This is a genomic window from Polaromonas sp. P1_G2 (genome assembly GCF_056405515.1).
Map to the genome: position 1 here is coordinate 1 of NZ_JBFUBY010000039.1, position 20,759 is coordinate 20,759.

Consider the following 20,759-nt stretch of genomic DNA (forward strand, 5'->3'; position numbering starts at 1 on the left):
GCCCCTGATGCCCCTGATCGTGCAGGTGCTGCGGCGCTTTTTTGTGGGGGTCTGGGTTTCCATCGCGATCCTGCTGCTGACCGGTCTGGCCATGCTGCTGGCCGTCGGCATGAAAACCGCGCCCACCGGCTGGCACCTGATGTTCGGCCTGGGCCTGTTGATGTTCGCGCTTTTCGGCCACCTGTATTTCGGCCCTTTCCGCCGCCTCAAGCTGGCTGTCAGCGCCTCCGACTGGCCCGAGGGCGGACGCCGTGTCGGGCAGATCGCCACCCTGGCCATCGTCAACCTCGCACTGGGCGCGCTGGCCATCGCCGCCGTCATTTTTCTCGCGTGAAGAAGAAGCCGCGGCACAAACCCCGAAAACCCGCCGGCTGGCTGGAACGCCTGAAGGCGTCGGTGCCGACCCGCGAGGCGCTGGCCGCCCATCCCTGGCTCAGGCCGGTGGCGCACCGTGTGCTGGACCCACAGCTGTGGCGGCTGCAGCACGAAGCCGTGGCGCGCGGCGTGGCCATCGGCATCTTCTGGGCTTTTGCGCTTCCGTTCGCGCAAATCGTGGCGGCCGCGGCCCACAGCGTCTGGTGGCGCGCCAACATCCCGGTCGCGGCCGGCATTACGTTCATCACCAACCCCTTCACCGTGGGCTTCTGGCTCTGGCTGGCCTACCAGGTCGGCAGCTTGGTGCTCGATGCGCCACCGCCGGTGCATATCTCCGAAGGCGTGGGCGTGGTCGCCTGGCTCGCCTCCTTCGGCGGGCCTGCCATACTGGGCATGGGCCTGTTTGCGGTGCTGGGTTCGACCGCCGGCTACCTGCTGGTCAAGCTGGCCTGGCGCCTGCGCGTCTGGTTCAAGCGCCGCCACCGCTAAACACCGGACAATCCGGCATCCACTTTTTCTCTTCTTCAACTTCACCATGACCACGCCTTCCCCCAGCCTTCCCGACACGCCCTGCTACCTCAACGGCGAATTCACTCCCCTGAAAGACGCCAAGATCAGCGTGATGGACCGCGGCTTCATCTTCGGCGACGGCGTGTACGAAGTGGTGCCGGCCTACGGCGGCCGGCTGTTCCGCTTTGAGCAGCACATGGCGCGCCTGGACCGCAGCCTGGCCGAGCTGCGCATCCCCAACCCGATGACGCGTGACGAATGGCAGGCCATGGCCCTGAAACTGGTCGCGGCCCACGCGCAATCCACCGGTACGCCGGCCGAAAGCGGCAACCAGCTTGTCTATATCCAGCTCAGCCGCGGCGTGGCCATGCGCGACCACCCCATGCTGCCCGGCCTCACGCCCACCGTGTTCGCGGTGGCCAATGCCATGAAACTGCCCAGCGCTCAGCAGCGCGAGGCCGGTGTGGCCTGCGTGACGGCCAACGACTTCCGCTGGGAAAAAGCCCACATCAAAAGCACCAGCCTGCTGGGCGCGGTGTTCGCGCGGCAGATCAGCGTCGACGCCGGCGCGGTGGAAACCGTGATGTTCCGCGGCGAGCACCTGAGCGAAGCCTCCTCGAGCAACGTCTGGATCGTCAAGGACGGCAAAGTCATGGGGCCGCCCAAGGACAACCTGGTGCTCGAAGGCATACGCTTCGGCCTGATCGAGGAAATCTGCCGCGCCGCCGGCATTCCCTTCGAGCTGCGCCGCATCACACGCGACGAAGTGCTGGCGGCCGATGAAATTCTGCTGTCTTCGGCCACAAAGGAAGTGTTGCCGGTCACCCTGCTCGACGGCCAGCCCGTGGGCCACGGCCTGGAAAAAGGCCGGCCCGGCCCCATCTATGCCAAGCTGTACGCCCAATACCAGCGTGTAAAACAGGCCTGAAAGGACCCCTTGCCATGACGACATCGCCCAATACTCCGAACACCCCGAAAATCATCGGAGTCCCCGGCTCCGAGCCTTCGCGCCAGGAGTCGCTGATCGAATATCCGTCGCAGTTCCCCATCAAGGTCATGGGCCCCAAGGTCGAAGGCCTGGTCGCCGCCATCACCTCGGTGGCGCACCAGTTCGACCCGGCCTTCGACGCTTCCACCATTGAATTGCGCGAAAGCAAGGGCGGCAACTACCTGGGTGTGACCATCACCGTCACGGCCACCAGCCGCGAGCAGCTCGACGAGCTTTACCGCACGCTGTCCACGCATCCCATGGTCAAAGTGGTCCTCTAAACAAGACGGACCGCGGATGCAGGCCGAAACACGCCACCTGGGCCGGGTCGACTACCTGCCCACCTATGAAGCCATGCAAGCCTTCACGGCCGCCCGCCACCCGGCCGGCGCCGCTGAAGGCGGGCTACAGGCGGCGCAGGGCGAGCCCGACCAGCTGTGGATCTGCGAGCACCCGCCGGTCTATACCCAGGGCCTCGCGGGCAAAAGCGACCATGTACTCAATCCCGGCGCCATCCCGGTGGTGCAGACCAACCGCGGCGGCCAGGTGACCTACCACGGCCCCGGCCAAGTCGTGGCCTACCCGCTGGTAGACCTCAAGCGCGCCGGCTACTACGTCAAAGAATACGTCTACCGCATCGAGGAGTCCGTCATCAAGACCCTGGCGCATTTCGGCGTCACCGGCCACCGCGTGGCCGGCTCACCCGGCATTTACGTGCGCCTGGACGACCCGGCCTCGCACGCCGCGCTGACCGGCCCGCTGAACCCGGCCGACCCGTTTCGCGGCCTCGGCAAGATCGCCGCCCTGGGCATCAAGGTCAGCCGGCATTGCACCTACCACGGCGTGGCGCTGAATGTCGCCATGGACCTGGAACCCTTCTCGCGCATCAACCCTTGCGGCTATGTGGGACTGCAAACCACAGACCTTTCTACAATCGGGGTATCGGCAAGCTGGCAGGAAGCCGCGGATGTGCTGGGCCGCAAGCTCGTCACCTACCTGGCTCCTTAAGAACCTGCCGCCAACACGAAACACATTCATGAGCACACCCGACCCCCTCCAAACCACGGCCAACCCGGTGGTCCGCGAAGTCCAGGCCCTGGAAGGCTACAACCCGCTGGCCAAACAGAAGGCCGCGGCCAAGCTCTCGCGTATCCCCGTCAAGGTGGTGCAGGGCGAAATACTCAAGAAGCCTGACTGGATACGCGTCAAGGCCGGCAGCCCGACCACGCGCTTCTATGAGATCAAGCAGATCCTGCGCGAGAACAAGCTCAACACCGTCTGCGAAGAAGCCAGTTGCCCCAACATCGGTGAATGCTTCGGCAAGGGCACGGCCACCTTCATGATCATGGGCGACAAGTGCACGCGCCGTTGCCCCTTCTGCGACGTCGGCCACGGCCGGCCCGACCCGCTGGACAAGGACGAGCCGCTGAACCTGGCCAAAACCATCGCGGCCCTGAAACTGAAATACGTCGTGATCACCAGCGTGGACCGCGACGACCTGCGCGACGGCGGCAGCGGCCACTTTGTCGAATGCATCCAGAAAATTCGCGAACTCTCGCCCGCTACCACGATTGAAATCCTGGTGCCCGACTTCCGCGGTCGCGACGACCGCGCGCTCGAGATCCTCAAGGCCGCACCGCCCGACGTGATGAACCACAACCTCGAAACCGCGCCGCGCCTGTACAAGGAAGCGCGCCCCGGCAGCGACTACGCCTTCAGCCTGAACCTGCTCAAGAAATTCAAGGCCCTGCACCCCGACGTGCCGACCAAGAGCGGCATCATGGTCGGTCTGGGCGAGACCGACGAGGAAATTTTGCAGGTGATGCGCGACATGCGCGCCCACAACATCGACATGCTGACCATAGGCCAGTACCTCGCGCCCTCCACCAGCCACCTGCCGGTGCGCCGCTACGTGCACCCCGACACCTTCAAGATGTTCGAGGAAGAGGCCTACAAGATGGGCTTCACCCACGCCGCCGTCGGCGCCATGGTGCGCAGCAGCTACCACGCCGACCAGCAGGCCCATGCGGCCGGTGTCGCCGACAAGGCCGACGCGGCCATCGCCGCCATTTGATATTCGCGTGATGCACGCGCCGCAAAACTCCCTGTCGCTGCGCCACTACGGCGCCTCGCACAGCAGCCATGCGCATGGGCACTTCCAGGTGTTGCTGAGCCTGGACGGCGTGCTTGAACTGGAAGTGCAGGGGCGCGGGCACCGCATCGCGGCCGGCCAGGGCTGCGTGATCCCGCCCGGTGAGCACCATGATTTTGAATCTCGCGGAGGTGCCCGCTGCCTGGTGCTGGACACCACGCAGGCCGGCTGGGCGCGCTGTGCTTACGACCCGGCCCACACCGCGCAAGCCCTGGCACTGGGCAATTACCTGGCGCATGCTTTGCAGCAGCGGGGCAGCCTGGCGCAGCATTACGGCCCGGCCTTGCTGCTCGAGGCCTGGCAGTCGCTGCCGGAGGTTTCAACACCCGCGCGCTACCAGCGCCCCATTCAATGGGAACAGCTGGCCACCTGGACGCAGCAGCGCCTGCATGAGCCGCTCAGCGTCGCGCAACTCGCCGCGCAGGTGTTCTCAAGCCCCACGCAATTCGCCGCGCGCTGCCGGCGCGAAACCGGCCTCAGCGTCATGCACTGGCTGCGCCGGCAACGCCTGGACCTGGCGCTGCAACTGCGCGGCCGCGGCATGAGCGTGGCCGACACCGCGCTGCACTGCGGCTACAACTCGCCCTCGGCGCTGACTGCCGCCCTCAGGCGGCGGTCAAGCGCAAACCCGGCAAATCAGTAACGGTTGGGATTGTTGGGCCGGCGGTCGTAGCGGTCGCTCACGCCGTCGCCGTCACGGTCGTAGCGCGGGCCGCCGTAGCCAGGGCCGCCGCCGCGGTAATGCGGCCCATTGTCATAAGGCACGGGATAGGCCACGCAGCCTGACAAGGCCATAAAACCGATCACCGACAGCAAAAGAATGGAAAGCTTTTTCATGGGGTCTCCTCGAAGTGGGATGAGAGCCCTCATTTCAAGCCCGGCCCGTGCCCGCCAAGTGTCCGCCCCGCGCCTGGGAGGTGAAGCTGGTTACCGGATGTAGGCATTCCTGTAGGACACAGACCCCCCGTTAGGCCCCGTTTGCGCGACGGCAGACCGTGCTTGCGCGACGACGGCGGGCACTGCGACTTTTATGCTTGCGGCCATGCCAGCCAATCTTTATGCACTGGGCGCCATCGCCCTCTGGGCCCTGTTTGCCTCGCTCGGGGTGTCACTCAAACACGTACCGCCTTTTTTGCTCACCGGCGTCGCGCTGTTGATCGGCAGCGTGCTGGCCCTGCCCTTTGTCTTGCGAGACCGCACGCAATGGAAAATTCCTGCCGCCACGCTGGCGCTTGGCGTGTATGGCCTCTTCGGGTTTCACTTCCTGATCTTCATTGCGCTGCGGCATGCACCGGCGGTCGAGGCCAACCTGGTGAACTACCTTTGGCCGCTCTTCATGGTGGTGCTGGCGCCGCTGTTCCTGCGCGGCGTGCAGCTGCGCGCGGTGCACGTGGCCGCGGCCCTGCTGGGTTTTGCCGGCGCGGCCATCGCCATCCTGGGTGCAGCTGGCGGCACCGCCACAGGCGGCTGGTCATGGGGCTACCTGCCGGCACTCGGCTCGGCCTTCATCTGGGCCAGCTACTCGCTGCTGACAAAACGGGTGCCGGCCTTCCCCACTGCGGCCATGGGCCTTTTCGGCCTGGTGTCGGGCGTGCTGTCGCTGCTGTGCCACTGGGCGCTGGAGCCTGCCGCCACGCTCTCGGTGCAAGACGCGCTGCTGCTGGCCGTGATGGGCCTCGGTCCACTGGGCGCGGCGTTCTTCCTCTGGGACAAGGCCCTCAAGCTCGGCGACGCCCGGCAGATCGGCATCCTGAGCTATCTCACGCCGCTGGGCTCCACCGCGCTGCTGATGGGGGTCAGCGGCCGCGCGCTGAGCTGGAGCATAGGCTTGGCGGCCGTGATGATCATAGGCGCGGCGGTGCTGGGCACGCGGGCACGCTAGGCGCCGCGAGCGCACGGATTGCCAGCGCCAAAGCCAGCGCGCCGACGGCCAGGACTGACGCGACCGCGAAGGTGATCCGCATGCCCGTGGCCACCGCCTCGGGGTTTGCCGCCGTGATGTCGCTGGCCGCCGAAGCGAACGCGAACACCGCGCCCATGACGGAAGCGCCGGTGACCAGCCCGAGGTTGCGCGACAGGCTCAGCAGGCCGGACACCACGCCGCGGCGGTCCGGCGCGACCTCCGCCATGACGGCCGTGTTGTTGGCGGCCTGGAACAGCTGGTAGCCGGGCGTCAGCACGGCGATGGCGGCGATGTAGCCCGCCAGGCCGAACAGTCCCGGCAGCAGCGACAGCGCCACCGAGCCGGCCACCATGGCGGCCAGGCCCGCAATCGCCGTGCGCGGCGCACCCAGGCGGTCGACCAGCCGGCCCGCCGGCACACCACTCAGCGCGGCCATCACCGGGCCCGCCGCCAGCACCAGCCCCACCAGCGCCGTGCCCAGCCCGAGCGCGCGCGACAGGTAGAAAGGCCCGACCACCAGCGTCGCCATCATCACCGTCGCGACCAGCGCGTTCATCGCGAGGCTGGCGCTCAGCACCGGGTCGCGGAACATCGCCAGGCGCACCAGCGGCGATGCGACCCTGGCCTCGGCGAACACAAAGAGGCCGGCGCCCAGTGCCGCCGCCGACAGCAGCGCGATGTTGAGCACACCGAAATTGCCACGCCCCAGGGTCACGGCCAGCGCATAGGCCGCCAGCGTCAGGGCCAGCAACAGCGTGCCCACGGCGTCGAAACCGGCCCTGCCGGATTGACCGGCCCCGGCCTGGCGATCCTGCGGCAGGTGGCGGTAAGCCAGGAACAGCGCGAGCAGGCCCAGCGGCACATTGACAAAAAACAGCGCGCGCCAGCCGAAGCCGGCGATCAGCACCCCACCCATCGAGGGGCCCAGGGCCGTGCCCACCGCGGACATGGTGCCGAGCAGGCCCATGGCGCTGCCGGTCCTGGCCTTGGGCACCGTCTCGCCGACAAAGGCCATGGTCAGCGCCATCATGGCGGCGGCGCCCAGGCCCTGCGCCGCTCGTGCCGCGACCAGCAGCCAGAGCGTGGGCGCGACAGCACACAGCACCGAAGCCGCCGTGAACAGGGCGATGCCCGCCAGCAGCAGGCGCCGCCGCCCGACGATGTCGCCGAGCCGCCCGGCGCCGACGATCAGGGTGGTGATGGCCAGCAGGTAGGCCAGCACGATCCACTGGACTTCCTGGAAAGAGGCGTTAAAGGCCTGCGCCAGGGTGGGCAGGCCGACATTGGCGATGCTGGTGCCCAGCGAGGACAGCAGCATGGACAGTGACAGGCCGGCCAGTGCCCAGCGCACGGAGGCTGGCATGGAGGGCGGGGCGGCCTTATCGGGTTTGGCTGGGATTGGCTTGGACATGGACTGCGCTTTCTATTTCGTTGGCAACTCACGGAATGGAGTTACCCGAGGTCTCAAGCCTAAGTTTTTGCCTCACATAGCGGAAGACGCAGCATTTGCACTTTATTCGTGCATCAAACGCCATGTCACAGGCAAATGCGCTATGGTTAGTCCATGTCCACCCCCGATTTCAACCTGCTCGCCGTGCTCGACGTGTTGCTCGCCGAAGGCAGCGTGGCCGGCGCGGCCAAGCGCTTGCGGCTCAGTCCCTCGGCCATGAGCCGGGCGCTGGCCCGCCTGCGCGAGACCACCGGCGACCCACTGCTGGTCCGGGCCGGGCGCGGCCTGGTGCCCACGCCGCGGGCCATCGAATTACGCGAACAGGTCGGGCAACTGGTGCAGGACGCGCAAGCGGTGCTGCGCCCTGCCGAAAAGCTGGATCTCACACGGCTGGTGCGCACCTTCACGCTGCGCACCCGCGAAGGCTTTGTCGAGAACTTCGGGCCGGCGCTGCTTGCCCGCGTCGGCCGCGAAGCACCCGGCGTGCGCCTGTGTTTTGTGCAAAAACTCGACAAGGACAGCACGCCTCTGCGCGACGGCGCCGTCGACCTGGAAACCGGCGTGATCGGCAAGACCACGGCGCCTGAACTGCGTGTGCAGGCCTTGTTCCGCGACCGTTTCATAGGTGTCGTGCGCATGGGCCACCCGCTGAGTGAGGGTGAAGTCACGTCAGCCCGCTATGCGGCCGCCCGGCACATCGCCGTCTCGCGGCGCGGCCTGGGCGCGGAACCGGTGGACGAGGCGCTGGCGCCGCTCGGGCTGCAAAGAGAGGTCGCCGCCATCGTCGGCGGTTTTTCCGCAGCACTGGCCCTGGCCCGCGAGTCCGAGCTGGTCGCCAGCGTGCCCGAGCGGCATACCGGCAAGCTGCGCGCCGGCATGCTGAGCTTTCCCCTGCCGGTCGCCACGCCGGACATCACCGTGTCCTTGATGTGGCACCCGCGGCTGGATGCCGACCCGGCGCACCGCTGGCTGCGCGCCTGCGTGCGCGAGGTCTGCTCCGGGCAGCCCGCCAGTGATGAACCAGCCCTATGATCGGGCCCACCCAAAACAACGAGTCTCCCCATGGAAAAGATCAGCCACGGCGCAGGCCTGTTCACGCTCAAGGAATTCCTGACGCCRCAGGAATGCGCCGTCTACATCGGTGGCAGCGAACAAACCGGCTATGAAGAGGCCGCCATCCAGACCGCCAATGGCGCTGAAATAGCCAGGGAAATCAGGAACAACGACCGGATTGTTTTTGACGACCCGGCGCTCGCGAAAACCCTGTTTGAACGCGCGCGGCCTTGCCTTCCGAACGAGCTCGACCAGTGGACGCTGTCGGGGTTCAATGAACGGTTCCGGTTTTACCGCTACGTCCCCGGCCAGTATTTCAAATGGCACAAAGACGGGTTTTATTTCAAGAGCGACGATGAGGTCAGCCTGCTGACTTTCATCATCTACCTCAACGAAGGCTATGAAGGCGGGAACACGGAATTCCAGTGGGAAATCATCAAGCCGTCCACAGGGATGGCCCTGGTTTTCCCCCATGCCATGAGGCACCAGGGTGCGCCCATTGCCAGCGGCACAAAGTACGTCCTGCGTACCGACGTGATGTACAGCAAAAGCGCGCAGCCAGCCGGTTGAAGCGCGGCTAGCGCCACAGCACCTGCACAGCCAGCCCCGGCGCCGCGTTGCTCAGCTCCAGCTGGGTGCCGTGCGCCTGCGCCACCAGCCGGCACAAATACATACCCAGGCCGACACCGCCGGTGGCGCGCTGGCGTGCGCCGTCGGTGCGAAAAAAAGGCTCGGTCAGGTGTTCCAGCTGCGCCGGCTCCACGCCGGGGCCGAAGTCGCGCACCTCCAGCAGCACGCCGCCGCCCTCCGCCGCATGCAGCGACACGCGCGGCGGGCTGGCCGCGCCGGCGCTGTAGCGCAGCGCGTTATCCAGCAGGTTGCGCAGCAGCAGGCGCACGCGCATGCGGTCCAGCGCCAGCGGCGGCAGGTCAGTCGCCAGGTCCAGTTCCACGCCCGCCGCCTGCGGCATGTCGGCCACCACCTCGCGCGCCAGCGCGGCCAGGTCCACCGTCTCGCGCTGCAAGGCGGCGTGCGGGCTGGCCAGGCGCTCGCTTTCGAGCAGGTCGCTGATCAGGTCGCGCATCTCGCCGAGGTCGCGCAACAGCGCCTCGCGTTCGCGCGGCGCGCTGCCCTCGCCCGCCACCGGCAGCAGCTCGGCATTGAGGCGCGCGCGCGTCAGCGGCGAGCGCAGCTCGTGGCTCAGCGCCAGCAGCAGCCCGCGCTTGGCGTCCAGCATGGCCTTGATGTCGTGCGCCATGGTGTTGACGCGCCCGGCCAGGTCGCCGAGTTCGTCGCGCCGGCGCAGCGGGATGGGCGTGTCGAACACGCCGCGGCCGAAACGCTCGGCCCCGGCGCGTATGTCGTCCAGCGGGCGCAGCAAGCGCCGCACATAGGAATAGGCGCCCACCAGCAGGCCCAGCAGCAGCGCCAGCGTGATCCAGCCGAACATGCCATGCGAGGGAATGGTGCCGGGGCCGAAGATCACCTTGTGGCCGTCGGCCGTGGTGCGGCTGAGCCACTCGCCGGTACGGCCCTCGAAGCGATGGCGCTCGGGGTGCGACTGCCAGTTCACCTGCGGACCCTCGATGCGGATCGAAATCGGCAGCCGCGCCGCCAGCGCCTGCGCGCGGCCCAGGTCGGGCGGCGAGCCCAGGTCGGCCACCAGCCTGTCCGTGTAGTCGATGATCAGCGGCCTGGCCGCATCGCGCCAGCCGCTGGAAAACGCGCGCTGCATGCCGCCCATGAAGACCGCGCCCATGGCCAGCGCCAGCAGCAGGAACACCGTGATCAGCCGCAGCCGCAGCGAGTGCCCCCAGCGGTGGCGCCAGCGCTCGGGCCGGGATGGGCGGCAGCGCTTGGGCCGCCTCATGGCGCGCCCGCCTTGCCCACCGCCAGCGTGTAGCCGGCGTTGCGCAGCGTCTTGATGCAGTCCAGCGGCTCGAGTTTTTTGCGCAGCCGGCTCACCACGATGTCGACCGCGCGTGTGTACAGCTCCGCCTCGTGGCCGCGCAGGCGGTTCAGGATGTCGTCGCGGTTGAACACCTTGCCCGGGTCGGCCGCCAGCAGCGCCAGCAGCTCGAACTCGGTGCCGGTCAGCTCGACCTTCTCGCCCAGGCGCAGCACCTCGCGCGTTTCGGTATTGATCACCAGGCCTTCGAACACACGGCGCGGGCCGGCCGGCGCCACGGTGCGCTGGCGCCGCAGGATGGTCTGCACGCGCGCCACCAGTTCGCGCGGCTCAAAAGGCTTGGGCAGGTAGTCGTCGGCGCCCAGCTCCAGGCCGACCACGCGGTCCATGACGTCGCCGCGCGCCGTCAGCATGATGACCGGGATGTCGCTTTCCTTGCGGATCTCGCGGCACAGCGCGAAGCCGTCCATCTCGGGCAGCATCACGTCCAGGATGGCCGCGTCATAAGCGCCGGCGCGCAATTTCGCCAGGCCCTCGCCGGGGCGCAGCGCGCTGTCCAGCACGAAGTCAAAACGCGCGAAATAAGCGGCCAGCGGCGCGGCCAGGTGYTCGTCGTCGTCAATCAGGAGTATGCGGGGCATGCGGCCATCATATGAAACTCGCGCGGCGTGCAAAGTACAGGCCCGCCAGCAGCAGGGTCACCAGGGCGAGGTGGAACACCAGGTCGGGCGCCGACTGCGGCCCTATGCCGATGAAGATGGTGAACAGGCCCACCAGCGTGCCGATCAGCGCGAAGGACTGCCCCAGCAGCGCCAGCTTGCGCGTGCGCCCGGGCAGCACAAAACTGAGCCCCCAGGCCGCCAGCAGCACGGCGGCGATCACCGCCTCGGCGATGCGGGCCTGGCCGTGGGCATGGCCCCGCAACAGCAGGCCGCTGTGCACCAGCGAGGCGGCCACCAGCAGGCCGGACTCCAGCAACAGGAAGCCGCGCAGCATGCGCCAGGAATGGGCCGTTTTCACCATGGGTCTTGTGGACCCAGCCGGCCCAGATGGGTATGGCCGAAACCCGCGCTGTACTTGAGGCCGTAGCCGAGCAGGCGGTCAAAGCCGATGTGCGCGCACCAGACCAGCCCCGCCGCCAGCAACATCGGTGAAGCACCAAGCACGCCCGCGGCCAGCAAACCGACCGCACCTAAATAAGAATGCGCCGCGTTATAGGCCAGTGCGCCCCAGCGCGGCCCCGCGAGGTAGGCCAGGAAGGACAGGTCGGGCAGCAGGAACAGCGCCGCGAACCAGCCCCAGCCCGCGCCGAACTGGGCATAGGCCGCCACCGAAGCGGCCAGCACCACCAGCCCTTCAGCGCGCAGCAGCAGGCGCACGCCGCCACTGGCGCTGCCAGTCCCGGCCACGGTGCTCACGCGCCGCACAGCCCGCGCCATGCGGGCGGGCGGAAAGAACAGCGCCTCAGCCATGGTGGCCCCAGCGGCGGCCGCGTTCCATGAAGTCACGCACTTTCTGTTGCTGCTCGGGGCGCAGGTTGTCGAAGAAATCGGCCGCGGCGGCGATCACCTCGGGGCTGCCGGCCTGCAGGGCCGCGGTTTTTTCATCGATCAGTTTTTTCGCACCGGCCTGGTCCAGCTTGTTGCCGGCGAACAGGCCGCGAACCGTGTCACGCGGCTCGGTGGTGCCGCGCAGGGCGGTGCGCTGGGCCTGCAGCTTGTCGGCCAGCACCGTGAGCTTCTGTTTTTGCGCGGCATCGAGGTCCAGCCGCGAGCCGATTTTTTCGACCATGCGGGCACGGGCTTCGGGCGAACCCATGTCGCCGTGCATGCCGCCGGGGCCGCGCTGCGCGCAGGCGCCCAGGCTGCCGATGATGAGCGCCCCGCCGAACAGGCCGAGCAGCGTTTTTTTGATGCGGTGTTTCATGAAGAGCCTTGCAGAGGTTGGAAGGTCTTCATGGTGCCTGCGCCGGGGAGGCAGGTGTTTTCGCCCGGGTTACGGCATGTTTCGCTTTGTTTCGGCGGGACGGTGCCCCGGCCCCGCTCAGTCTTGCAGCAGGGCAGCCGGGTCTTCGCTGGCTAAAACCCGTGCGGCCCAGGGCTGCAGCTTGGAGGCATCGGCGCGCAGGATCTGCTGCTTGACCGCCAGGATTTGCGAGGGGTGCATGGAAAAACTGCGCAGGCCCAGGCCCAGCAGCAGCCGCGTCATGCCCACGTCGCCGGCCATTTCACCGCAGACGCTGACGCCCTTGCCCTGGGCATCGCATTCGGCGATCGTGTCGGCGATCAGGCGCAGCACCGCCGGGTGGCAGGGGTCGTAGAGGTGCGACACCGTCTCGTCGGCGCGGTCTATCGCCAGCGTGTACTGGATCAGGTCGTTGGTGCCTATCGACAGGAAGTCGAAGTACTTCAGGAAGAGCTTGAGCGTGAGCGCGGCCGCCGGGATCTCGATCATCGCGCCCAGGCGCACCGGGCCGTAGGGCGTGCCGCTGTTGTCGAGCATCGCGCGTGCGTGGTCTATCAGCGACATGGTCTGGCGGATTTCTGTGGCATGCGCCAGCATGGGCACCAGCAGGTTGACCTGGCCGTGCGCCGCCGCGCGCAGGATGGCGCGCAGCTGCGTGAGGAACATCGGCGGGTCCGCCAGGCTCCAGCGTATGGCGCGCAGGCCCAGCGCCGGGTTCAGGTGCGTGTCCTGCGCCTTGGCGTGGCGGTCCAGCGGTTTGTCGGAGCCTATGTCCACCGTGCGTATGGTCACCGGCAGGCCGTGCATGCCTTCTATCGCCTTGCGGTAGGCCTGGTATTGCTCTTCCTCGTCGGGCAGCTTGCCGCTGCGCCCCATGAACAGGAACTCGCTGCGGAACAGCCCGACGCCTACCGCGCCGGCCGTCACCGCGCCCACGGTGTCCTCGGGCATCTCGATGTTGGCCAGCAGCTCGATGCGCTGCCCGTCAATCGTCAGCGCGGGCGTGTTCTTCAGGCGGTTCAGGCGCTGGCGCTCGAGCTCGCCCTGGCGCTGCTTGAAGCCGTACTCGGCCAGGATGATGGGCGAAGGGTCGACGATCAGCACGCCGGCGTCGCCGTCGATGATGACCCAGTCGTCCTGCTTGATCAGCTGGCTGGCGCTGCGCGCGCCCACCACGGCTGGGATGTCCATGCTGCGCGCCACGATGGCCGTGTGCGAGGTCTTGCCGCCCACGTCGGTGGCGAAGCCGGCGAACAGGCTTTGCTTGAACTGCAGCATGTCGGCCGGCGAGATGTCGTGCGCCACCAGCACCAGCGGCACGTCGGTGGTGTCGTCCAGCAGCAGGTCCTGCTGCGAAAGCTTGCGGCCCGCGCCCGCCTGGCCGGCCGGCTGCACCGGCGAGGCCACGCCCTTCATGTGGCGCAGGATGCGCTCGACCACCTGCTCGAGGTCGGCCTTGCGCTCGCGCAGGTACTCGTCCTCCATGTCGTCGAACTGGCGCGCGATGATTTCGTACTGCGTGGTCAGCGCCCACTCGGCGTTGTAGTGGCGGTCGGTGATCCAGTGCTTCACGCCGCTGATCAGCTGCTCGTCCTGCAGCAGCATCAGGTGCACGTCCAGCAGCGCGGCGAGTTCATGCGGCGCGTCCTTGGGCAGGTCCTGCTGCAGGCGTGTGATTTCCTCCACCACCGCATTGCGCGACACTCGCACCCGCGTGATCTCGTCCGCCGTCTTGGCATCGTCGACAAAATAGTGCGCCACGTCGGCGCGGCTGGACGCCACGAGCACGGCACGGCCGATCGCGATGCCGCGTGAAACAGCCAGGCCGTGGACGGAAAAAGTCATGCGGCACTCCCTGTTTGCGGCGTGGCGGCCGCGTCCAGCACGCATTCGAAGGCCGAGAKCCTGGCCCCCGGCTTGGCGCCCAGCCAGGCGTCCAGCGCGCGCCTGGCCTGGCCGGCTTCCTGCGCCGCGATGCCCAGCCGCCACGAATCGCCGCTGGGGGCCGGCTCGTCATGGTTGTGGCCGCCGTCGGCAAACGGCCGGCCTTCGGAGCAGGCCTTGCACAGGGTATGCAGCGTTTCCGACCAGTTTTCCATGGCCACACGCTCGGCATCGCAGCGCGCGCGCAGCTCATCGAGGTCGGCGCTGGTCGCGCCCTCGACGACTGCTTCGAAGGTTGAATAGGCGGAGGCCTGGAGCAGCTGCAGCTCATCAAAGACGGCGGCTTCCCGCGTGCCGATCTTGCGGTAGCCGTTGGGCGCGCCGTCATGCAGCAGCAGATCACCGTGTCGGCGGCCCGAAGCCGCCAGCGGAACGCTTTCGATCACGGCCCGGGCCGGGTCTATGCGCCGGGTCCAGATCACCTCGGGCTCGCCGTCGACGGCCACTCGTACCGGCGTCGCACCGATGGGGTAGTCGACCGGCCCATCGCCCTCGCCGACGTTGATGCCGTACTGCTTCCAGGCGCTGCGCGCGCGGGCCCAGTCGCCCAGGGCGGTGGCGGCAATGCCGGCGTTCCAGATCGCCGCTTCGCTGGACGGGTCCAGGCGGATGGCCTCCAGGTTGGCCTCCAGCGATTCGCGCCATTCGCAGCGGTATTTGTGCAGCAGGCCGATGTTGTACCAGGGCTTGGCCCAGTCGGGCCTGTAGCGGATGGCTTCGCGGTAACAGGCCAGGGCGAGCTCGTCCTCATCCCCGTCACGACACTGGATTCCGCGTTCATTGGCGCGAAACGCCAGGCCCGACCTTGAAATCCGCTTGGGCACGGTTTATTCCCCTTCGCCGAACTTGTCGGCGATCAGCGCGAGGATGGCATCCATGGCCGCCTGCTCGTCATTCCCGTTGGTCTCGACCTCGACGGTACTGCCCAGGCCGGCGGCCAGCATCATCACGCCCATGATGCTTTTGGCGTTGACGCGGCGCTCGCCCTTGCTCATCCAGACTTCGCAGCCGAAGCTGCCGGCGAGTTTGGTGAGCTTGGCGGAGGCGCGGGCGTGCAGGCCCAGCTTATTGCTGATGGTCGTGCTGGTCTTGATCATGGTTTCGGCGTACCTGGTTCTGCGGTGCGGTGATGGCCACCTGCATCACGCCCTGTGTGGCCCCGATGAGGGCGCGCGCCACCAGGGCGTCGAGGGACTCGTGCCGGTAGGAGATGGTGCGCAGCAGCATGGGCAGGTTGATGCCGGTGATGAGTTTGGAATGAACGCCGTCGACAAGTTTTTGCGCGACGTTGCAGGGCGTGGCGCCGAACACGTCGGCCAGCACCAGTGCATGCGAGGTGCCCAGTTGCGCCAGCATGATGCGCGCCTGGGCCAGGGTTTCCTCGGGCGGCATGTTGGGCTGGACGTCCAGCGCGGCGACGCCGGGGGCGTTGTCGGGGAATACATGCAGCACGCACTGGCGCAGGGCGGAGGCCAGCGGGGCGTGGGCGATGATAAAAATGCCGTTCATGGGTTTGCGGGTTCCACTGAATTATCGGCGCGGACACTGAGGAAATACCCATATGAGGCGATACAACAACACAATAACACCGCCATGGCCGCCTGGAAACTGGCCACCTGCCCCAGGCCCAGGGCCGCAAACACGTCGATCAGCAGGCCTATGCCCCACTGCACCACGAACACGCCGGCAAAAATCATCAGGTTGTAGGCCGACAGCGCCCGGCCCGCCAGCGCGGGCTTGAAAGCCATGCCCACCGCCGGCTGCGCCAGGCCCATCACGCTGCAGCCCATGCAGAACAGGGCCCAGCCCAGCCAGCCGGTGGATGTGCCGGCCGCGATGTTGAAGGCCAGCACCGCGATGCTGACCGGCACGCCCCAGGTGATCAGCCGGGTCGCCGACCAGCCATGGCGCGCCAGCCAGGGATTGACCATGCCCCAGCTCCAGAAGGTCACCAGCATGGTGGCATTGATAGAGAAGAGGCCGGTGGCGGCCTGCAGCGGCGTATAACCTGCCACCTTGACCATCCAGGGACCGGCCCACAAGGTCTGCACCGCGACCAGCCCGCCGTAGTTGAAAAAGGCCATGGGCGTCATTTTGCGGAAATAGCGGCTGCGCCAGATGGGCGCATAGCCGGTCTCAGCCTCGGCTTCAGCCGGCGCACCCGGCGCGCTGGAGCTGCTCAGCTTCCAGGTCGGCACCACCCAGGCAATGGCCATCATGCACAGCAAAATCATGGCCGCCAGGATCCAGAACAGCGGCCGCCAGCCCGTGACCGGCATCAGCCACTGCACCGGCAGGGTCGAGGCCAGCATGCCCAGCGAGCCCGTCATCAGCATCCAGGAATTGGCGCGCAGCACCGTGCCCGGCTCGAACCAGCGGCGGTAACCCGTGAGCGGCGCCATCAGGCAGGCGCTCACGCCCATGCCCACCAGCACACGCGCGGCCAGCAGCCAGGCAAAGCTGGTCGCCAGCGAAAACGCCAGGCAGCCCAGCACCGCCAGGCTTAAAAAACTGAGGATCACACGCTTGGGGCCATGGCGGTCCAGCCAGGTGCCGAGCGGCAGCTGCGTCGCGGCAAAACCCAGGAAGTAGCCGCCCGCCAGCAAGCCCAGGTCACGCGCATGCAGTGAGAAATCCTGTGTCAGCACCGGCGACAAGGTGGCCGTGATGGCCCGCACCAGCGCCGAACAGAAATAGGCCGCGGCAAAAGCCAGGAAGACAATAGCGCCGGTCCAGGCGTCCAGCCGGCCGGGCTCGGACGCGGCGGATGATGCCCTGTGCGCGGCGGACAAAGAGGTTTCGGCGGTCGTCATTCGACTCATTCGAATTTAAGGCTGGAGAAAAAGGTCTCGGCGACTTCGGGCGCGATGCGGTCGGCATACAGCACCACCTGGAAGGCCTGCGCGCCCTGGGCAAAGTAAGCCGCCTGCCCGCTCACCGCCGTGCCGTCGGCGCGCTGGCCCTGTGCCTTGACCAGGATGGCATCAGCCGCCCCGGGCAGCTTGAGCGGCGAGACCTGTGCCGGCCCGGCCTTCATGTTGGCCAGCGTAAGGTTTTGCCACTGCGCGAGCACAGGCCCGGCCTGGGCCGCATCGCCCAGTTGCACCACTGCCACGGCAAAGGTGGCGCCGCCCGCATCGCAGCCCAGCATGGACAGCGGCGTCGCCGGCCCGCCCAGGGGCACGTTTTTTTGCGCCTTGTCTGGCTTGCAGGGCAGCAGCAGCGCCAGGCGCGTGCCCTCGGGCCGCACTTCGCGCCAGTTCAGGGTGGGGCTGCAGGCCGCGAGCAGGGCCGTGGCAATCAAAAGAGCCAAGGAGGGCCGCGGCAAGGAGCGTATAGCGGCCCCGGAAATCATAAGCATGCCTTGGACTTTACAGGGATTCCCGCCTGGAGGCGGCGTTTTGCACCGCTTTGGCGCGCAAAAAGCATCCAGCCTTGCACCAAGCTGGGCACCTTGCTTGCTCATGCCTGGCATATGCCCAGAACCCCTATCGAAGAAGTTCAGGACTTCGCGCCATGATGCGGGCCCGCCATCGCGGCCGTCTGAATTGGGCCCTGGCTTGGTAAGCTTGGTCATGGTCAATTTCAAAACACACTCGTTCATGGCGGCAATGCTGCTATGCGCCGCAAGCCCTGTCTGGGCTTTGGAGCTGCAGAACCAGAACTTCAGCGACGATGAAATTTTCTCGGCTGTCGTCAACCGGTTCAAGAAGCCGCTTCAACATCGGTTCAACCCTGCCGCTACGGGCGAGCGAAAACCTTTGCTGGTGCTGGGCCCCGCGCTGAAATTCGGCAAAAAAATCCAATCCCAATCATTTACCCACCTGACGCAGCAGGAGCTGGTTGAGCAGCAACAGGCGGTTTTTATCTTGATAGAAAAATCGGGGCGAGATGCCGAGCGAAACACACTCTATGTGGACTACGACATTCCGAGCAATGCGTCTTATGGCGTGCTGAAGGTTTACCCCAAGGATGGCGTGCTGGTGGCTGAATCCCATGACAGCTACCGGTCATCCTCGGGCGCAAGGGCCACTTATGGCAAGTTGTACAAGGGTGTGGCCTGCCAGGACAACACCGAAATGGCCTATCGCTGGAACTATTACGCACGCAATGGCTTAGGCGGGCGTTGCGCCGGCACCCTATTTACTGAATTTACGGACTAGGAGCCTGTTAACCCGCTACTCCGCAATCTTGCGTAGGCCAGGTCGCGAAGCTAACGCAAGCTGAAGGACAAAAGGATGCCTTTCAAACGCCGCGAGTTTCTTGCCGCGATGTTTCCAGTCGCCACCCAGTTGACCGGGTGCGGGAGCCTGCAGCTTATGGCCGAATCTGCCGAACCGCCGCCAGCAGTTCAGGCTCACCCAACACTGCTTGCCAGCGAAACCGATTGGTCTTCCCTGCCTGATCGATGCAAAGCCGACCCTGATCTTGCCCGTTTCACCGCAGCACTGCTGGCACGCGCCCGCACCGACATCGCCCTGCCTCCTCTAGCGCACAAACTCGAGGACGGCCGCCTGCTGGGTGTCTCGCGCGAGTTCATTCGCCGAAGCCTGCAGTGGGCTTTCGCTTACCGCGTGACAAGGGAGCGGGTTTTCCTGGACCGCGCCCGGCAGGAAATGCTCGCCGTCGCTGCATTCAGTGACTGGCATCCGGATCCCTTCCTGGACCTCGCCGAGATGACCACGGGCATGGCCATTTCCTACAGCTGGCTTTTCAACGATCTGTCGGCCACTGACCGCGCCACCCTGCGCGCCGCGATTGTCGACAAGGGCATTGCCCAGGCGCGCAACGGCCACAAAACGTTCAGGTCCACCAACAACTGGAACCAGGTTTGCATTGGCAGCATGGTCCTGGGGGCGCTGGCCGTGGAGGAAGATGAGCCCGCACTGGCTATCGACCTTCTCGCGGCGGCGCGCCAAGGCGTATTTATCGGGCTGAATGCCTATCGGCCGGATGGGATCTACCCGGAGGGGCCGGACTACTGGAGCTATGGAAGCAGCTACACGGTGATGCTGGCCGCCGCACTCCGCGACACCAGGGACGACGGCTGGGGCTTGCTCGATGCGCCTGGATTCAAGCGCAGTGCGGAGTTCTATGCACACGCCATCGGCCCGTCCGGGAAGTATTTCAATTTTGCCGACGGCAACGAGACGCAGGGCCTGCCATGCGCCATCGTCTACATGGCCCGTGAACTGGATCAGCCCGCGCTGTTGACGGCCAAGCGCCAGATGATCCGCAACGGGCAGGGCCTGTCTGACCGCTTCGCGCCCCTCTCGGTGTTGTGGTGGCCCACAAGAACCGCGGCAAATACCGCGCCCACCCGTTTCTCGGGCCAGGGGGCGCAGCCGCTCGCCATCTGGCGTTCATCATGGTCCGACCCGGACGCGTGGTGGTTCGCCATCAAGGCGGGCGGCGCGGCGCACAGCCATGGGCACATGGATGCGGGCAGTTTCGTGCTCGACCTGGATGGCCTGCGATGGGCCAAAGACCTCGGCGCGCAGGACTACGGCAGCCTGGAATCACGCGGCATCGACCTGTGGAACATGAGACGGGAGTCAACACGCTGGCAGGTCTTCAGGCTGTCAGCTGAAGCGCACAACACACTGACGCTGGGCGGCCAGGCGCACAGTGTGCGCGGCATGGCCACGCTGCGCATGGTTGACGAGCGCGAAGCCTTGATAGACCTGACCGCAGCGCTGTTGCCGGGCCAGGTCACGCGCGCCACCCGCMGCGCCCGTTTCCTGGGCGATGCGGTGCAACTTGACGACGAGCTTTTCGGCGCCCGTCCGGGCAGCACAGTCCGGTGGGCGATGGCCACCGAGGCGGAGGTCAGGCTGGAAGGCCATACCGCGTTTCTGACGCAAAAAGGCAAACGCCTGGCCGTGCAGTTTGAAGGCGACGCAATCCAGCTGGACGTGCTCGATATCTCGGCGCCCCGCCGCGACTTCGACCAGCCGAATCCCAACGTTCGCCAGTTGGTGGTGTCCGGAAAGCCCAGGGCAGACGGCAGCTGGAAACTGGGGGCCCGCTTTTCGCGGGGCTAGACGCTATTGCGGTTTTCGCACCGCCCTGGCGCACTGTGCAGGCCAGGGCCTGCACCAAGCTGGGCACGCGGCTTGCTAATGCAGTGCATGTTTGAAGACATCGCCATTCCGGTTATGCCCGTCACAGCGACCACGCCGGTGACGCCGCCCACCCACCTTCCCGGCGTCAACCAGCCGCTCTGGCGCGACCGGCTGTCGCAACTGCTGGAATCCACCGGAGAGGGCATCTTCGGCATCGACATGGACGGCTGCTGCACCTTCRTCAACCGCGCCGGCGCCGAGCAACTGGGTTATGAAGCGGAGCAGGTGCTGGGCCGCAACATGCACGAACTCGCGCACCACTCGCACGCCGGCGGCGCGCATTACCCCGAGCAGCTGTGCCCCATCTTCAACGCCTTCCGCAAGGCCCTGCCCTGCCGCATCGACACCGAACTGTTCTGGCGCAAAAACGGCAGCGCCTTCGCGG

Annotated in this window: 26 protein-coding genes; 13 read left to right on the forward strand and 13 right to left on the reverse strand. The window is 66.7% G+C overall.

All coding sequences use genetic code 11. The annotated features are described in order from the left end of the window. From AC1D0P_RS06265 to AC1D0P_RS06295, 7 genes are all read left to right on the forward strand, one after another. A partial coding sequence (locus AC1D0P_RS06265; protein WP_477675925.1) for a CopD family protein occupies nucleotides 1-334 on the forward strand: 334 nt, incomplete at its 5' end. Beyond that, nucleotides 331-864 carry a DUF2062 domain-containing protein gene (locus AC1D0P_RS06270; RefSeq protein WP_477675926.1) on the forward strand — a complete coding sequence of 178 codons (534 nt, stop codon included), beginning with the start codon at nucleotides 331-333 and terminating at the stop codon, nucleotides 862-864. The genes AC1D0P_RS06265 and AC1D0P_RS06270, both read left to right, overlap by 4 nt. A 46-nt stretch (nucleotides 865-910) precedes the next feature. Beyond that, nucleotides 911-1,813, forward strand: a complete 903-nt coding sequence (locus AC1D0P_RS06275) for a D-amino acid aminotransferase (RefSeq protein WP_477675927.1) — start codon at nucleotides 911-913, stop codon at nucleotides 1,811-1,813. A 14-nt stretch (nucleotides 1,814-1,827) separates the two neighbouring features. Then, nucleotides 1,828-2,154 (forward strand): YbeD family protein, encoded by a 327-nt coding sequence (locus AC1D0P_RS06280; protein WP_477675928.1) that lies wholly within the window; start codon nucleotides 1,828-1,830, stop codon nucleotides 2,152-2,154. A 16-nt stretch (nucleotides 2,155-2,170) separates the two neighbouring features. Then, nucleotides 2,171-2,881 carry a lipoyl(octanoyl) transferase LipB gene (lipB, locus tag AC1D0P_RS06285; protein WP_477675929.1) on the forward strand — a complete coding sequence of 237 codons (711 nt, stop codon included), beginning with the start codon at nucleotides 2,171-2,173 and terminating at the stop codon, nucleotides 2,879-2,881. A 28-nt stretch (nucleotides 2,882-2,909) separates the two neighbouring features. Beyond that, nucleotides 2,910-3,947: a lipoyl synthase gene (gene lipA / locus AC1D0P_RS06290; protein ID WP_477675930.1), complete on the forward strand. Its 1,038-nt coding sequence runs from the start codon at nucleotides 2,910-2,912 to the stop codon at nucleotides 3,945-3,947. A gap of 10 nt (nucleotides 3,948-3,957) precedes the next feature. Then, nucleotides 3,958-4,668 (forward strand): AraC family transcriptional regulator, encoded by a 711-nt coding sequence (locus AC1D0P_RS06295; RefSeq protein ID WP_477675931.1) that lies wholly within the window; start codon nucleotides 3,958-3,960, stop codon nucleotides 4,666-4,668. Here the strand turns inward: AC1D0P_RS06295 and AC1D0P_RS06300 are convergent. Next, nucleotides 4,662-4,862 carry a hypothetical protein gene (locus AC1D0P_RS06300; protein WP_477655772.1) on the reverse strand — a complete coding sequence of 67 codons (201 nt, stop codon included), beginning with the start codon at nucleotides 4,860-4,862 and terminating at the stop codon, nucleotides 4,662-4,664. The two genes, AC1D0P_RS06295 and AC1D0P_RS06300, sit on opposite strands and share 7 nt — an antisense overlap. A 205-nt stretch (nucleotides 4,863-5,067) precedes the next feature. Between AC1D0P_RS06300 and AC1D0P_RS06305 the strand changes: the two genes are divergently transcribed. Then, nucleotides 5,068-5,907 carry a DMT family transporter gene (locus tag AC1D0P_RS06305; protein ID WP_477675932.1) on the forward strand — a complete coding sequence of 280 codons (840 nt, stop codon included), beginning with the start codon at nucleotides 5,068-5,070 and terminating at the stop codon, nucleotides 5,905-5,907. Here AC1D0P_RS06305 and AC1D0P_RS06310 read toward each other — a convergent pair. Beyond that, nucleotides 5,870-7,339 carry an MFS transporter gene (locus AC1D0P_RS06310; protein ID WP_477675933.1) on the reverse strand — a complete coding sequence of 490 codons (1,470 nt, stop codon included), beginning with the start codon at nucleotides 7,337-7,339 and terminating at the stop codon, nucleotides 5,870-5,872. The two genes, AC1D0P_RS06305 and AC1D0P_RS06310, sit on opposite strands and share 38 nt — an antisense overlap. Before the next feature lie 153 nt (nucleotides 7,340-7,492). Here AC1D0P_RS06310 and AC1D0P_RS06315 point away from each other — a divergent pair, with 153 nt between their 5' ends. Together AC1D0P_RS06315 and AC1D0P_RS06320 are read left to right on the forward strand one after the other, a co-directional pair. After that, nucleotides 7,493-8,410 carry a LysR family transcriptional regulator gene (locus AC1D0P_RS06315; protein WP_477675934.1) on the forward strand — a complete coding sequence of 306 codons (918 nt, stop codon included), beginning with the start codon at nucleotides 7,493-7,495 and terminating at the stop codon, nucleotides 8,408-8,410. A gap of 30 nt (nucleotides 8,411-8,440) precedes the next feature. Then, nucleotides 8,441-9,001, forward strand: coding sequence for a 2OG-Fe(II) oxygenase (locus AC1D0P_RS06320; protein WP_477675935.1), 561 nt, complete (start codon nucleotides 8,441-8,443; stop codon nucleotides 8,999-9,001). 7 nt (nucleotides 9,002-9,008) lie between these two features. On the opposite strand, the gene AC1D0P_RS06325 is transcribed toward AC1D0P_RS06320, so the two are convergent. From AC1D0P_RS06325 to AC1D0P_RS06375, 11 genes are all read right to left on the reverse strand, one after another. Continuing rightward, nucleotides 9,009-10,301, reverse strand: coding sequence for a sensor histidine kinase (locus AC1D0P_RS06325; RefSeq protein WP_477675936.1), 1,293 nt, complete (start codon nucleotides 10,299-10,301; stop codon nucleotides 9,009-9,011). Next, on the reverse strand, nucleotides 10,298-10,981 hold the full coding sequence (locus AC1D0P_RS06330; protein ID WP_477675937.1) for a response regulator transcription factor: 684 nt from the start codon (nucleotides 10,979-10,981) through the stop codon (nucleotides 10,298-10,300). The genes AC1D0P_RS06325 and AC1D0P_RS06330 overlap by 4 nt, the downstream gene beginning before the upstream one ends. A gap of 7 nt (nucleotides 10,982-10,988) precedes the next feature. Then, nucleotides 10,989-11,363 carry a hypothetical protein gene (locus AC1D0P_RS06335; RefSeq protein WP_477675938.1) on the reverse strand — a complete coding sequence of 125 codons (375 nt, stop codon included), beginning with the start codon at nucleotides 11,361-11,363 and terminating at the stop codon, nucleotides 10,989-10,991. Then, a complete protein-coding gene (locus AC1D0P_RS06340) occupies nucleotides 11,357-11,812 on the reverse strand; it encodes a DUF4260 domain-containing protein (RefSeq protein ID WP_477675939.1) in 456 nt (151 codons plus the stop codon). Before AC1D0P_RS06340 ends, AC1D0P_RS06335 begins: the two co-directional genes overlap by 7 nt. After that, nucleotides 11,805-12,266 (reverse strand): Spy/CpxP family protein refolding chaperone, encoded by a 462-nt coding sequence (locus AC1D0P_RS06345; RefSeq protein ID WP_477675940.1) that lies wholly within the window; start codon nucleotides 12,264-12,266, stop codon nucleotides 11,805-11,807. Before AC1D0P_RS06345 ends, AC1D0P_RS06340 begins: the two co-directional genes overlap by 8 nt. Nucleotides 12,267-12,383: 117 nt before the next feature. Beyond that, nucleotides 12,384-14,150 (reverse strand): phosphoenolpyruvate--protein phosphotransferase, encoded by a 1,767-nt coding sequence (gene ptsP, locus AC1D0P_RS06350; protein WP_477675941.1) that lies wholly within the window; start codon nucleotides 14,148-14,150, stop codon nucleotides 12,384-12,386. Beyond that, nucleotides 14,147-15,073, reverse strand: a complete 927-nt coding sequence (locus AC1D0P_RS06355; protein ID WP_477675942.1) for a tetratricopeptide repeat protein — start codon at nucleotides 15,071-15,073, stop codon at nucleotides 14,147-14,149. Before AC1D0P_RS06355 ends, ptsP begins: the two co-directional genes overlap by 4 nt. Nucleotides 15,074-15,076: 3 nt before the next feature. Next, a complete protein-coding gene (locus AC1D0P_RS06360) occupies nucleotides 15,077-15,346 on the reverse strand; it encodes an HPr family phosphocarrier protein (RefSeq protein ID WP_477675943.1) in 270 nt (89 codons plus the stop codon). Next, nucleotides 15,315-15,758 (reverse strand): PTS sugar transporter subunit IIA, encoded by a 444-nt coding sequence (locus tag AC1D0P_RS06365; RefSeq protein ID WP_436155839.1) that lies wholly within the window; start codon nucleotides 15,756-15,758, stop codon nucleotides 15,315-15,317. Before AC1D0P_RS06365 ends, AC1D0P_RS06360 begins: the two co-directional genes overlap by 32 nt. Continuing rightward, complete coding sequence (locus AC1D0P_RS06370; RefSeq protein WP_477675944.1) at nucleotides 15,755-17,062, reverse strand: MFS transporter; 1,308 nt, start codon at nucleotides 17,060-17,062, stop codon at nucleotides 15,755-15,757. Before AC1D0P_RS06370 ends, AC1D0P_RS06365 begins: the two co-directional genes overlap by 4 nt. A gap of 5 nt (nucleotides 17,063-17,067) precedes the next feature. Continuing rightward, nucleotides 17,068-17,562 carry a hypothetical protein gene (locus AC1D0P_RS06375; protein WP_477675945.1) on the reverse strand — a complete coding sequence of 165 codons (495 nt, stop codon included), beginning with the start codon at nucleotides 17,560-17,562 and terminating at the stop codon, nucleotides 17,068-17,070. A gap of 262 nt (nucleotides 17,563-17,824) precedes the next feature. Here AC1D0P_RS06375 and AC1D0P_RS06380 point away from each other — a divergent pair, with 262 nt between their 5' ends. The 3 genes from AC1D0P_RS06380 to AC1D0P_RS06390 all read left to right on the forward strand — a co-directional run. Continuing rightward, complete coding sequence (locus tag AC1D0P_RS06380) at nucleotides 17,825-18,412, forward strand: hypothetical protein (protein ID WP_477675946.1); 588 nt, start codon at nucleotides 17,825-17,827, stop codon at nucleotides 18,410-18,412. Nucleotides 18,413-18,487: 75 nt separating this feature from the next. Further along, on the forward strand, nucleotides 18,488-20,293 hold the full coding sequence (locus tag AC1D0P_RS06385) for a heparinase II/III domain-containing protein (RefSeq protein ID WP_477675947.1): 1,806 nt from the start codon (nucleotides 18,488-18,490) through the stop codon (nucleotides 20,291-20,293). Nucleotides 20,294-20,407: 114 nt separating this feature from the next. Further along, a partial coding sequence (locus AC1D0P_RS06390) for a PAS domain-containing protein (protein ID WP_477675948.1) occupies nucleotides 20,408-20,759 on the forward strand: 352 nt, incomplete at its 3' end.